We start from the raw sequence: 13,249 nt of genomic DNA on the forward strand, positions 1-13,249 counted from the left end.
ACGTAAACGTCTTGATCTGCCGCTTTGTTATGCAAGCAAGTATGAGGCTGGACACCTTAATTTGAATTCATGGAAACTTTTTGTCTTACCACCTGTTTGATTTCTTCCTCTTTCGCTTGTTTGGTGCGTTTGATAAAGAAGGAAAGGACCAATCCCACAACAGCGATACCGATGATAACAACATAAGCATCATTGATACCCTGGATCATGGATTCTGTAGCAAGCTGTTGTTGACTGAGACCATTGGCTGCACCAGTCGCCATCATATCCTGTACGTGTGCCGTTGTACGGGAGGTCATGACACTTACGAGCAATGAAGTACCTACAGCACCAGCCACTTGTCTGACGGTGTTAGAGATAGCTGTACCGTGTGCACCAAGTCTTGGTGGCAGTTGGTTAAGCCCCGCAGTCTGAATCGGCATCATGAGCAGAGCCATACCAATTCGGCGGCCGGTAGACATTAATACCAGGTAACCATAACTGGTTGAATCCGTTAAGTCGATGAAACCAATTGTCGTCACGATGGTGATCACCATCCCGATAACAGCGAGCCATTTCGCTCCAAATCGGTCAAACAATTTTCCGGCTACTGGCATCAGGAAGCCCATGACAAGCGCACCCGGAAGGAGTAATAATCCGGACTCCAGTGCAGTGTAACCACGTGCATTCTGGAGATACAAGGGAAGTAACATCATGTCAGCATACATGATCATTGTAATCGCGATACTAATGACCGTGGTCAAGGAGAACATGTTGTATTTGAATGCCCGCAGATCAAGCAGCGGAGTTTCAGAAACGAGCTGTCTCCATGTAAACAGGGCAAGAGAAACAATTCCAGCCCCAATGCAGATAAGAACTTCTGCACTTGACCATCCCAGACTTCCTGCTCTGCTGAAACCATAGAGTAATGCGCCAAATCCGATCGTGGAGAGCACCACACTGATGGTGTCGAACTTTGTGTTGACCCGTTCGGATACATTCTTCAGGTATACAAATGCAAAAGCAATGACAATAAGAGTTAATGGAATCATGCCGTAGAACATCGTTTGCCAAGAGTAGTTCTCGAGGATATAACCGGCAAGGGTAGGCCCGATTGCAGGGGCAAAAATGATGGCAAAACCAACCATCCCCATTGCAGATCCTCGTTTTTCAGGGGCAAACAAGGTCAAAATAACGTGCATTAAGAGCGGCATGATAATGCCGGCACCCGCTGCCTGAATCATACGTCCTGTCAGCAATGTACCAAAGTTATCTGCAAGAGCGGATACGATGGTACCAATCAGGAAAATAAACATGGAAGCTTGGAATAATTGCTTGGTTGAAAAGCGTTGCATAAAGTAGGCCGTGATGGGGATAAGCACCCCGTTCACCAGCATGTAACCTGTCGTTAACCATTGTGCTGTTGCGGCGGAGATGTTAAAATCACCCATCAGTTCCGGTGTAGCGACACTCATGATCGTTTGATTCAACGTTGCAAGGAAGGCTCCCAAAATCATGATAAACAGGATGGGGCCTTTCTTTACGGATAATTCTTCTTGTACTCTAGCCTGACTCAATCCTTTTCATCCTTTCAATCCACACGTGACTAAATTTACAACGTGTTGTATAGTTTACATTGTATTTATTGAATTATATACATATTCGGACAGATTACAATTTACGTTATGACGTGTTTTCGTCGTTTATTTTACAAATAAAATGAATTTGTTGTGTAAATCAAAAAAAAACGACTGTTTGTTTAAAATTGTAATGTTTAAAATTTGATGGGAGGGATACACGTGAAAGACGAGAAGAAATCAGCCGTGGACCCAAGAATATTGCGAACACGTCAGTTAATTCGAGGTGCATTTGTTGAATTGCTGCAGGAAATGGATATTGAGAAGTTATCAGTCAACAAAATTGCCGAACGAGCGACGATCAATCGGGTAACCTTCTACCTGCACTATCGTGATATTACGGATATGATGGAGAAGATGGCGGACGAGATGATTGAGCATATTGAACGGATTGTGGATGAATATGCCCCTCATTTTGAGAAGCAGAGAACGGACGAGGCTTGGCCTGTTTTGGTCAAGTTGCTGGAGCATTTTGCAGACAACGCATCGTTCTATCAGGTGGTACTTGCCACGAAGCGCACACCGATTTTCACCGAACGACTGCTCAAATTGTTAAGTACGCTGGTCAAAGCCAAGATTGATCGGGTGGAGATCGAGGATGAACTGGAAGAGTCCGGCATTCACAAAGAAATCGCAATCTGGTACGGTTCTTCGGCCCTGATTGGGACCATTGTTTCCTGGCTGCGCAATGATATGCCTTATTCACCGCATTTCCTGGCTAAACAATTCTCGTTGATTCGCTCGTACTCTTATAATGACCTGATATAATCATGCTACAATTGCACCTAAGGTTAATAGAGGAGGAATAATGTAATGAAATATAGTGCAGAACGTATCTATGTGAGATTTTGGAATGTGGAAGATGCCTCATTGCTTCTGGATCTACAGGTTCGCAACCGTGCGGAAATTGAAAGAATCTCAGCGAGTAATCGGGATGAGTCTTTCTATAGCTTGGAGGGGCAAAGGTCACTCATTGAGAGCTGGAACAAGAAGAGAGAAGAAGGAGATCGCTATTCCTTTGGTATTTTTCTACATACAACGGATGAACTTGTCGGTGAGATTTCCGTGTTCGAGATCATACTGGATTCTACCCCAAAATGGATCGTTGGTTATGTGACGGATACTCTTCATCAAGGAAAAGGATATATGAGCGAAGCCCTGCAATGTGTACTGGAATTTGCCAAACACGAAACTGAAATTACTCGAATCGAAGCTGGCGCTGTGCCCGATAATACAGGCTCCATCCGTGTCCTTCAAAAAGCAGGATTCAAGGAAAATGGGTCGCAGCCTGTGCCAATCCAGGGAACGTTGAAAGAACATACGATGTTTGCTGTGGATATACTATAAGCAAGATGTTTTACTATTTACTATATCAGTTGAACTATATATTTAAACGTAACGGAGAGGACAGAAAAAACTATGGCTACTATACTCGTTGCAGACGACGATGCGAACATTCGTGAACTCGTCTGTCTATTTCTCAAAAACGATGGATTCACCACAGTGGAAGCTGCGGACGGTAAGGAAGCTCTCACTATATATGGCGAGACTCCAGTGGATCTGGTTGTGCTAGATATTATGATGCCTGTCATGGACGGCTGGGCACTGTGTAAAGAACTCCGAAGAGCCAATCCCGACCTTCCGTTACTCATGCTGACGGCGAGAGGAGAGACGTGGGAGAAGGTGAAAGGATTCGAACTGGGTACGGATGATTATTTGACCAAACCGTTTGATCCATTGGAGCTGACCGCTCGTGTCCGAGCATTACTGAAACGATACAAAATTGGCTCCACTCACACAATCCAGTTTGGCAACGTCATTCTGGACCGCCAGACGTATAAGGTGATGAGAGGCACAGAGTCGCTTACGTTACCACTTAAGGAGTTCGAATTGCTGTATAAGCTTGCTGGAACACCAGGACAAGTCTATACACGTGAGCAATTGATCGATCAGATATGGGGTATTGATTACGCTGGAGATGATCGAACAATAGACGTACATATTAAACGCCTGCGCGAACGATTCGCGACTACACCTGATTTTCGGATTGAAACGGTGCGTGGGCTAGGGTACAGACTTGAGGTCTATGAATGATCAGATCCTTATATATTCGTGTTGTTCTGACCTTTCTGGTGTCAGTCATCACAGGCACGATTATTTCATTTTTTATGTCAACCTGGATGTTCGAAGATCAATTGAATGAAAATGCTCAAATTAACATACGCAACTTTGGGCAGGACGTTGTGCAGATTTATAAGACGCTGCCTGCTGATGAAGCAGAATCATTCGTTAGTAGAATGAAACAACTTGATTCGTATCATATTCGAATTTATGATGCAACGGGCAAGTTCCAGTCTTATGGGAAGCTTAACGAACATAAATCATCACCTGTATCGACGGATCAACTCAAGAAGGTGTTAAACGGAGGGGTTGTGCAGGACACACCTAAAGGTATCGCTACCGTTCTTTTGGGGCTACCGATCAAGACGGAAACGGGTACAAGAGCGATGTTTCTAGAAACACTCTCACCGCCCTCAGCCTCTTTTGTGGTCCAGTTTGGCTTGATTTTTGCAAGCTGTTCCTTGATTGTAGGAAGTTTGTTGATTGTGGTTGCTTCTGTATATCTGGTTAGACCGATCAAAAAATTGACCAAAGCGACCAAACGGATTGCAGCTGGAGACTTCAACGTCAAGCTGAACATTAAACAAACAACGGAGATTGGTACATTGGCCCGCAGCTTTGAAGAAATGATGCATGATCTTCAGCAGTTGGAGCAGATGCGCAGGGAATTCGTTACAAATGTTTCGCATGAGGTTCAATCTCCGCTCACCTCGATATCCGGTTACGCTTCGGCACTGAAGCAAGTAAATCTCTCAGAACAAGAGCGAAACCGTTACCTGGATATTATCATCTCAGAAGCAAAAAGAATGTCCAAAATGAGCGATAGCCTGCTCAAGCTGAGTTTGCTTGAATCGCAGTCACAGCAACTACGGCTCACCACCTTAAGCCTTGATGAACAGATCAGGCGGGTCATCGTTGCGCTTCAGCCTCAATGGTCTGGGCGCAACATTCATTTCGAGCTTGATTTGGAGAACGTGAAGGTAACGGCTGATCACGATCAGTTAAATCAGGTATGGACAAACATCATCGGAAATAGCATCAAGTTTTCCAAGGATGGCGGTATTATTAAAGTCAGTATCGAAGAGGACTTCAAAAATGTGACTGTTCGAATATCCGACACGGGCATTGGAATTCCCCTGGAAGATCAGAAGCGTATATTCGACCGTTTTTTCAAGGCAGATCGTTCCCACAGTCGTAAATATGACGGGAGTGGTATGGGACTTGCTATCGTTAAACAGATCGTCTCCCTTCATCAGGGTGACATCCAAGTGGAAAGTGAACCTAGTCAAGGCACGACCTTTATGATCACGTTGCCCATCCATCCACCAACGGATGGTTAGGCTCACAGGATAGGGTCAATGAATAGAATATCCATCGGATTATCTAAACCGAATGTTCATGTCCTATGTAACATGCAAGCTTCCTTGTATGTTACATAGGACATTTTTTTTGCTTGTTCATGCTCCGTTCATATTCCGGTCATGGGGAGAACATCTTTCTTGATTAGGATTTCTTAAGTAGCCTGCCAGGCCAATATACAGATGAGGATAGGAGCAGATGAATGTGAATCAACAAGCAGACAGAGAAGTCCAGAGTAAAAGCAAAACCAAGAAAGTGTTAAACATTTTGTTTAAAGTACTTTGTGCAATCATTATAGCAATCTTACTTTTTGTAGCTATCGTATATACCGTCAATAAAATCAGCAGTTATTCGGGGCAAAAAAGAATGGAGCCGTATGGTCAACATGTATCCGTAGACGGAAAAAATATGAACGTGTTCATTCAAGGCGAAGGCGAGGAAACGATTGTACTTCTGCCTGGTTTTGGAACAGCGGCACCAGCGCTTGATTTTAAGCCACTGATCTCAGAATTATCTCCATACTATAAAGTCGTTGTGGTGGAGCCTTTTGGTTACGGATTGAGCGATCAGACCGAAAAGGAACGCAGTACAGCAAATATCGTCAGTGAAATTCATGAAGCGTTACAGAGTCTACATATTGATCGCTATATCCTGATGGGTCATTCCATTTCGGGGATCTATAGCCTGGATTACGTGAACAAATATGCAGATGAAGTAAGTGCATATGTCGGGCTGGATAGCAGTGTTCCGGCGATAAGTGAACAGAAGATTGAATCATCAGATACACAACCGATTAAATGGTTCCGCAACTTAGGTTTTGCCCGAGTGCAACTGAAACTGAGTGCTGACCCTTATGATGGACTGCCTTATGATGAGCAAACAAAAGAACAATTGAACATTCTGATACGCAAAAATATGTATAATACCACGCAATTAAATGAGGCAGAAAGTATGTATTCCAACTTTAAAACATCTGAACAACTAACTTTCCCTGTTAATCTTCCAGTTCTTTTCTTTGTTCAAAAGAATCATCCGGCAGCGGACAATTGGGTTCCGGAACACGAGAAGTTAATAGAGAACTCTGTGCGTGGTGAAGTGGTGCTGCTGGAAGCAAATCATTATTTGTATCGTTCCCATGCCAAAGAAATTGCTGAAAAATTCAGGGAATTTATGACGCAGCAGTAAATATAAATGAATTGGCTTGTTCATATTCAGTTCATATTGACGTCACGGGGAGTACATCTTCATTGGATAAGATTTCATTAGCAGCAAAAAAGACAATCGAACTATCAGTTCAAGACAGGAGAAGATAACACTGACGACGCAGCCTGCGGAAAAGAAAACAAAGAATAGATCAAAGGCCAAAAAAGTGAGAAACATGATACTGAAAATAGTAGGAGCAATCGTAATCGCCATTATTCTATTTCTAGGTATTGTTTATATCACCAATGTGATCAGTAGTAATTCAGAGGCCAAGAAAATCGATTCCTATGGTCAGCATGTATCTGTAGACGGGAAAAATATGAATGTGCTCATTCAAGGCGAAGGCAAGGAAACGATTGTACTTCTGCCTGGTTTTGGAACAGCTGCACCAGCGCTTGATTTTAAGTTGCTCATTGACGAACTATCACCATATTACAAAGTTGTGGCGGTTGAGCCATTCGGTTATGGATTAAGTGATGCTACTGAAAAAGAACGAACCACAGAGAATATCGTAAGTGAAGTTCATGAAGCGCTGCAGCAACTCGATATTCATCAGTACATGCTCATGGGTCACTCCATTGCAGGCATTTATGGCATTGATTATGTGAACAAATATCCGGATGAGGTCACGGCATTTGTCGGAATTGATAGCAGTGTTTCAACACAACCGGGTATGGATGCCAAATTACCTACTAAAACGTTCGCATTTCTTAAAAAATCAGGTCTCCAAAGATTGGTGGTCAAATTTAGTAGTGACCCCTATGCTGGACTCGCATTTGATGAACATACCGTAGAGCAGATGAACATGCTGTCGAATAAAAACTCGAACAGTTCCACGACTTTGAATGAGATGGACCATATTGCTTCCAATTTTAAAGGAGCCCAAGGTTTAACCTTCCCTAAAGACCTGCCACTTCTTCTCTTTGTACAAGCGAATAATGAAGGTGTTGAAGGATGGATTCCGCTGCATGAAGGGCAGACCAAGGATTCAGTACATGGGAAAGTAATCACCATGGATGGCGAACATTACTTGCACCATACGTTATTCAAAGAAATAGCTGAAGATGTTAGAGCATTCATGAACGAAGCGAAGTAATAATTCTGTAAAAGTCCGTGATGAGAGAGAGGAATTCAATTGAGATTATTAGAGATACTGTTAGTTCTATCCTGTTTCGCTTTACTCATAGACCTACTATTTATTAAAAGAAGTGCAAAGAAAATAGGCTTGGGTTTGGGAATAGGAAGTAGCGTTATATTATTAGTTCAATTGTTTGTTGAGGGATACAGATGGCAGTTGCTTTTGGTATATATCATGACGGCTCTATTCATAATCATCGTTTTATTCAGACATTCCGATAAGATGGCGAATCTTAAAATAGGGAAGTTCTTGAAATATAGTTTATCTTCCTTAATCGTTATTCTGCTTGTTGGTTCTACCGTCTTGTCTGTATACTTACCTGTTTTTAATCTGCCGAAGCTTGATGGTCCAGAGAAGGTGGGTACTCAAACATTTCATTTAACAGACCAGAACAGGGACGAAATCTTCACTGAAGATCAAAGCGATAAGAGAGAACTAATGGTTCAAGTTTGGTACCCAACTGAAAACAGCAATAATAATAAGCGTGACACGCTGTTTCCAAAAGATAAAGAAATGTTCAAAAAGTATATTCAGAGCTTCTCTAATTCTTTAAAACTGCCCGAATTTTTGCTCGACTACTTGAAGTATAGTCAAACCAACTCTTATGAAAATGTTGAAATATTACCTTCTACAAGTCCTTATCCCGTGGTACTACTATCTCATGGTATGGGAACCAGTAGAGTTCTACATGTATCACAGGCCGAGAATCTGGCCAGTCATGGGTATATCGTGTTCACCATCGATCATACGTATAGCACCTTTGCTACCCTTTTTCCAGATGGCCGTGTAACGGATTACAAAAAAAGTACGACTACACTAGATGAACGTACAAAAACAGGGAATATATGGACGAAAGATGTGGAGTTTGTAATCGATCAAATCGAAAAGCTGAATTCAGGTGCAATCGAAAGTCAGTTTAAAGGAAAAATCGATCTAGATCACATCGGCGCGATGGGGCATTCTTTTGGGGGGGCAACCGCGTTTAATGCAACGTATTTAGATCAGAGAATCAAGGCCGGGGTTAATATGGATGGGTCACTATATGAAGTGGAAAATAGAGATGATATAAACAAATCGTTTATGTTCATCCGATCGGGAAGTTTTGAAGATTGGTTCGCCAACTTTGAAATGGATAGAAATTCGGATGATGAAGTAACTAAATCTCTTTCAGATGAGCTGCACATTATGAAAAATGTTATTAATCATGGGGGAAAAGTGATCTATGTAGAAGGAACTCAGCACTTCAATTTCACGGACCTTCAGTTCTATTCAGAGCTGGTTAAACTGTCGGGCATTACAGGAGACATCAATGGTAAAAGAGGATCAAACATCGTAAATCAATATGTACTCGATTTCTTTAACAAGCAACTGAAAGGAACGGGTGGAGATCTGATTCAGGGACCAAACGACCTGTATCCGGAGGTGAAATTTGTAGACCCAGAAGAAATCAAATAACCAAAACACTTAATTAAAATTCAGGAGATGATGTGAATGGGACGACAAAAGGGAAAACGCACTTCAATCACCGTGTTAACGCTGGCATTAACCATGTTAGCTCCAATGTCTGCAATGGCTGCGCCTGCTACAAGTAGCAGTGATCATACGTATGAACCAACCAAGAAAACGGTGATGGAGAAAGCCAAGTTACTCACCGAGAAACATGGAATCACAAGTCTGCAATATGCCCTTATCGATGGTGGCGAGATTGTGGTGTCCGGTCAGACGGGTAAAAACGATAAAAACAACAAGGTGCCTCTTACGCCCGATACAATCTATGGCATAGGATCAACGAGTAAAATGTTCCTCACAGCTTCTGTTATGAAGTTAGTTGAAGAAGGCAAGGTGGATTTGGATCTGCCTGTTGTGAAATATATACCTGATTTTCAGATGAAAGACCATCGCTACAAACAAATCACACCACGCATGCTGTTGAATCATTCTTCCGGTCTGCTGGGCAGCACGGGCAGCAATGCCACATTGTACGGGGATAATGATACGTACTCACATGATACGTTTCTGGACCAATTGGCGAGTCAAAACCTGAAGGCAGATCCCGGTGCATTCTCCGTGTATAGTAACGATGGTTTTACGTTATCCGAGATTATGGTTGAACGTGTTAGCGGCATGAGTTTTACAGCATTTATACACCAATATTTTACGGAACCTTTGGACATGAAACATACCAAAACACCACAGGATGTGGTTGACACGGCAGCAATGGCGGGAATCTATTCTCCTATGTATGAGGGTCAGCTTCCACAAGAGAATTATAATGTTATCGCTACTGGAGGCATTTATTCCACCGCTGAAGATCTTGCGAAGTTTTCACAAATCTTCACGGGAGAGGTCCAAGGCATTCTTACCGATAAGTCTGTAGAAGCCATGGCGCAAGAAGAGTACAAAAAAGGCCTGTGGCCAGAGGGTGGCGATACGTCTATATCTTACGGTTTAGGGTGGGATAGTGTAGATCTGTACCCATTCAGTGAATACGGTATCAAGGCAGTAACAAAAGGTGGAGATACCATATCGTATCACTCATCATTAGTCGTACTGCCGGAATATAATCTGGCTGCAGCCGTTACCTCATCAGGTGGGACAAGTGCCAAAGATCAGTTCATTGCGAGTGAATTATTACTCAGCGCACTTGAGGAAAAGGGGATTATTACAGAACGGAAGCCAGAAAAATCTTTTGGTGTGCCCGTGAAGGCAGATATACCTAAACAAATAGCCACGAATGCAGGTATATATGGCGGCAATAATTCAGTTAAGAAGATCGAAATGAATACGACTGGACAAATGACTGTATCCACACCCGCAGCTCCAAGTGATCCGGCTCAAAAATACACCTATACAGCAGATGGTACTTTTGTTAACGATGAAGGCACGGAAAAGTTGAAATTTGTTAAGGAGAAGAATGGAAGGACTTATCTGTGGTATCGATCTTATATATCCTTACCAGGACTTGGACAATTGGCTTTCTCCGAATATAAAATGGAGAAGCTGGAAGCCAATGAATTATCCCAGAATATTACGGCCTCATGGGAGCAGCGTGAAGGTGAAAAATATTACCTGCTGAATGAGAAATATACATCAACGGTTTATCTCAATTCGGCACCAATTCTCCCTATTCATTTGGACAAAGAGACCCCTGGGTATGTATCCAATACTAAGATTATTGGAGCAAACGAAGCAGTCACGGAGCTGCAAATCCCTGGCCTGGCTGGACGTGATACAAAGGAGATTTATTTTACTAAAAAGAACGGAGTAGAGTACATTACAGCCGTTGGTAGCATATACGCCAGTGAGGAAATGGTACAACCACTCTATTCGGGTAAACAATCTCTAGCAACGATTCAAGCAGATGGATATGCCAGATGGTTTTCGATACCAGCAACGGTGAAAGGAAAAGTCATGACGGTTAAAATGCCTGCAACTGGCGCCTTTGCCGTATATGATCAGAAGGGGATTTGTATTAATCACACCGTAGTCAGCGGTCAGAATGAGGTTGTATTACCAGAAAACGGCCGCATTGTATTTGCAGGTGACGTGGATTCCGCATTTGAAATTTCATTAAAAAAGTAAATGGATTGGTTCGTTGATCCAATGAAAATATAAAGACATAAAACCTTCTCCATGACGTAGAGGAGGTTTTATGTTGTTGTTGCAGAGCGTATTCAAATTTTGGAATTCAGGATGGAATTAATTCCCCTCCGAGGCTTTTGCCTGCTTGATCCGAAAGGAAATTGTAAAGCTCAAGAGAACGAAAAGCAATTGAAGAGACAAAGCTAATATAATCCCGGTCAACAATCCCCAATTTAGTGAATGACTAACGGCAATGAGCGCTCCGCCGATTCCAATGCTTACCCCCGGACTAAATGCATCTGTAAACTGAAGGCTGGCAGATATCTCTCCTTCTTCACCCGTTTTGGTGTGCTGTAATGCAATCGCCCCGGTCGTGGGATGTGCCAAACCGATGCCAAATCCAGTGAAAAGCTGTGAAATTACTGCAAATATGATCCCGCCTTCAGGGAGGCCAACAGCAAGAATGACCGTAGCAACTCCAATGATCATAAATCCTATACCAATGGTTACCCGTTTCTTTCGGCCCATCCCATGGTCTTTAGCATCGAACTTTGACTGAAGCCAGGCTGCCGCTGACCAGCTTAATGCACCCGCAGCTACAATTAATCCCGCCATATCTGCTGGGAGCTTTTTCACATCTGTCAAAGCCAGGACAACATAGCTCTCGGTCGCATTATAACTAGCAACAAAGAATCCTCTTGAAGCAATCGTGGCCGGTAAACCTCTTCTGGCACTTAAAGTTCCCTCAGGCAGCAGCTTTCGCAAAGGCTGAATCATGATAAGCAATCCTGCTACCGAAAGTACAATTCCTCTCCAATCCGATATAAATCCTAGCCCAGCAAGCAACATTCCCGTTCCAATGGTCAGTAGTACTGCATAACCTTCTTTTCGGTTATTCTTGGAAGGGGTATTCCTTCTAACTGTAAATTTTCGGAAAGCAGGAAGAGTCAGCATGACAGCCAAACCAATGAAGGGAAGCACAAGCCAAAAAACAACTCTCAAGATATATGCTCCGCTATAAGGCCAGCAATATAAGGGCCAATTAGTGCAGGTATAATATATGCGCCGGAAAACAAAGCAAGTATTTTTGTTCTCAGCTTATCGGGATAACCTAAAGTAATGCTGTAATACACACACGTAATGATCCCGCCTCCACCAAAACCTTGAAACACTCTTCCTATAATTAGGGTAATCATATTCACGGAAGTAGCCGCAATCACAATGCCGATCACAAAAAAAAGTATCGATATGCCAAACGATGCGAATACGCCGTTTTTGTTGATCCGCGCCCCAATGATCATGGTTCCAAGGATTTGTGCCAAAAGAAAAGAGCTGAATATCCAACCGTACAAGTGGAGCCCATTCAATTTTTGAGCCAGGCTTGGGGCAATCGTAACAACTGCTAAACCTTCAAATGCGACGGTAGTGACAGCAAGAATAATCCCAATGGTCAATGCTCTGTACTTGGCGTCGAAAACACCTGCTTCTTTTGGTGTTATATCCATTTTAAAATCTCCTTTTAGAATAAATTTTAATAGTCCCAACCATAGTTGCTGCAGCAACTATATGTCCAAAAAGTTATCCCCCCCTTTAAAGTGGAGAGGACTCCTCTGTGGACTATAGATCTTTTACGTTGTTATACATTACAGTAAGAATCCTTCTAAACATCTCAACCTCCTCCTTGGATAATCCCTGGATCGTTTTATTATATGCGTCCATGGAAGGAGCAAGAATTTCATCTTTCATATCTCGTCCTTTAGGAGTTAAATAAACACGTAAAGATCTTCTATCCGTCTCATGAATCACACGATAAATAAATTCCTTCTTTTCTAGCTTAAACAGCATTCGTGCAACATTGGTCTGGTCCTTGTGCAGTCTCTCGGCAAGGTCCTTTTGAGTAATCCCTTCTTGTTCCCATAGTACGACCAGGATTTCCCACTGATCCACTGTGATGTCAAACGGAGTGACTACCTTTTGATAGTAATTATTCAGTTTAAGTGCCGCGCGCTGTACATTAACACCGATATATTTTTCTAATTCCAAAGTTTTCCTCCTAAATAACCGTCATGATTATAGTTGCTGTGACCATTATAATTCCGCCTCTTTTTTGTGTCAATCATATTTATTGGAGTGAAAACGCCGCCGCTAATCTAAGCATTATCTCCATTTAAACAAGTTTTCCGGTACGCACTAAATTGTAAATCATCATGTACTAAAATTATTTTGCCTG

10 protein-coding genes and 1 pseudogene are annotated in these 13,249 nt (G+C 42.5%); 8 read left to right on the forward strand and 3 right to left on the reverse strand.

What is annotated here, in order from left to right; genetic code table 11:
• Positions 1 to 56: 56 nt before the first annotated feature.
• Positions 57 to 1,496 (reverse strand): DHA2 family efflux MFS transporter permease subunit, encoded by a 1,440-nt coding sequence (locus AC4E8D_RS14620; protein WP_339308692.1) that lies wholly within the window; start codon positions 1,494 to 1,496, stop codon positions 57 to 59.
• Between the two features lie 282 nt (positions 1,497 to 1,778).
• Here AC4E8D_RS14620 and AC4E8D_RS14625 point away from each other — a divergent pair, with 282 nt between their 5' ends.
• The 8 genes from AC4E8D_RS14625 (at position 1,779) to AC4E8D_RS14660 (ending at position 11,019) form a co-directional block, all read left to right on the forward strand.
• Positions 1,779 to 2,384, forward strand: coding sequence for a TetR/AcrR family transcriptional regulator (locus tag AC4E8D_RS14625; RefSeq protein ID WP_490206406.1), 606 nt, complete (start codon positions 1,779 to 1,781; stop codon positions 2,382 to 2,384).
• A 45-nt stretch (positions 2,385 to 2,429) separates the two neighbouring features.
• Complete coding sequence (locus AC4E8D_RS14630; RefSeq protein ID WP_221819460.1) at positions 2,430 to 2,963, forward strand: GNAT family N-acetyltransferase; 534 nt, start codon at positions 2,430 to 2,432, stop codon at positions 2,961 to 2,963.
• A gap of 72 nt (positions 2,964 to 3,035) precedes the next feature.
• Positions 3,036 to 3,710: a response regulator transcription factor gene (locus tag AC4E8D_RS14635; protein ID WP_017688634.1), complete on the forward strand. Its 675-nt coding sequence runs from the start codon at positions 3,036 to 3,038 to the stop codon at positions 3,708 to 3,710.
• A complete protein-coding gene (locus AC4E8D_RS14640; protein ID WP_490206407.1) occupies positions 3,707 to 5,077 on the forward strand; it encodes a sensor histidine kinase in 1,371 nt (456 codons plus the stop codon). The genes AC4E8D_RS14635 and AC4E8D_RS14640 overlap by 4 nt, the downstream gene beginning before the upstream one ends.
• 217 nt (positions 5,078 to 5,294) lie before the next feature.
• Positions 5,295 to 6,281: an alpha/beta fold hydrolase gene (locus AC4E8D_RS14645; RefSeq protein WP_490206408.1), complete on the forward strand. Its 987-nt coding sequence runs from the start codon at positions 5,295 to 5,297 to the stop codon at positions 6,279 to 6,281.
• 193 nt (positions 6,282 to 6,474) lie between these two features.
• A complete protein-coding gene (locus AC4E8D_RS14650; protein ID WP_490206409.1) occupies positions 6,475 to 7,395 on the forward strand; it encodes an alpha/beta fold hydrolase in 921 nt (306 codons plus the stop codon).
• Between the two features lie 216 nt (positions 7,396 to 7,611).
• On the forward strand, positions 7,612 to 8,892 hold the full coding sequence (locus AC4E8D_RS14655) for an alpha/beta hydrolase family protein (protein WP_490206410.1): 1,281 nt from the start codon (positions 7,612 to 7,614) through the stop codon (positions 8,890 to 8,892).
• A 36-nt stretch (positions 8,893 to 8,928) separates the two neighbouring features.
• On the forward strand, positions 8,929 to 11,019 hold the full coding sequence (locus AC4E8D_RS14660) for a serine hydrolase domain-containing protein (RefSeq protein WP_490206411.1): 2,091 nt from the start codon (positions 8,929 to 8,931) through the stop codon (positions 11,017 to 11,019).
• A 117-nt stretch (positions 11,020 to 11,136) separates the two neighbouring features.
• Here AC4E8D_RS14660 and AC4E8D_RS14665 read toward each other — a convergent pair.
• A pseudogene (locus AC4E8D_RS14665) lies at positions 11,137 to 12,524 on the reverse strand (MFS transporter).
• A gap of 112 nt (positions 12,525 to 12,636) precedes the next feature.
• Positions 12,637 to 13,062 (reverse strand): MarR family winged helix-turn-helix transcriptional regulator, encoded by a 426-nt coding sequence (locus AC4E8D_RS14670; RefSeq protein ID WP_221819454.1) that lies wholly within the window; start codon positions 13,060 to 13,062, stop codon positions 12,637 to 12,639.
• Positions 13,063 to 13,249: the final 187 nt, after the last annotated feature.

Source organism: Paenibacillus sp. SRL342, from assembly GCF_984798905.1.

What these genes read in the sequence shown, in the direction of transcription:
- AC4E8D_RS14620 (WP_339308692.1), bottom strand. Translation starts at nt 1,496, where the DNA reads ATGATTTTGGGAGCCTTCCTTGCAACGTTGAATCAAACGATCATGAGT.
- AC4E8D_RS14630 (WP_221819460.1), top strand. Translation starts at nt 2,430, where the DNA reads ATGAAATATAGTGCAGAACGTATCTATGTGAGATTTTGGAATGTGGAA.
- AC4E8D_RS14635 (WP_017688634.1), top strand. Translation starts at nt 3,036, where the DNA reads ATGGCTACTATACTCGTTGCAGACGACGATGCGAACATTCGTGAACTC.
- AC4E8D_RS14640 (WP_490206407.1), top strand. Translation starts at nt 3,707, where the DNA reads ATGATCAGATCCTTATATATTCGTGTTGTTCTGACCTTTCTGGTGTCA.
- AC4E8D_RS14645 (WP_490206408.1), top strand. Translation starts at nt 5,295, where the DNA reads ATGAATGTGAATCAACAAGCAGACAGAGAAGTCCAGAGTAAAAGCAAA.
- AC4E8D_RS14650 (WP_490206409.1), top strand. Translation starts at nt 6,475, where the DNA reads ATGATACTGAAAATAGTAGGAGCAATCGTAATCGCCATTATTCTATTT.
- AC4E8D_RS14655 (WP_490206410.1), top strand. Translation starts at nt 7,612, where the DNA reads ATGACGGCTCTATTCATAATCATCGTTTTATTCAGACATTCCGATAAG.
- AC4E8D_RS14660 (WP_490206411.1), top strand. Translation starts at nt 8,929, where the DNA reads ATGGGACGACAAAAGGGAAAACGCACTTCAATCACCGTGTTAACGCTG.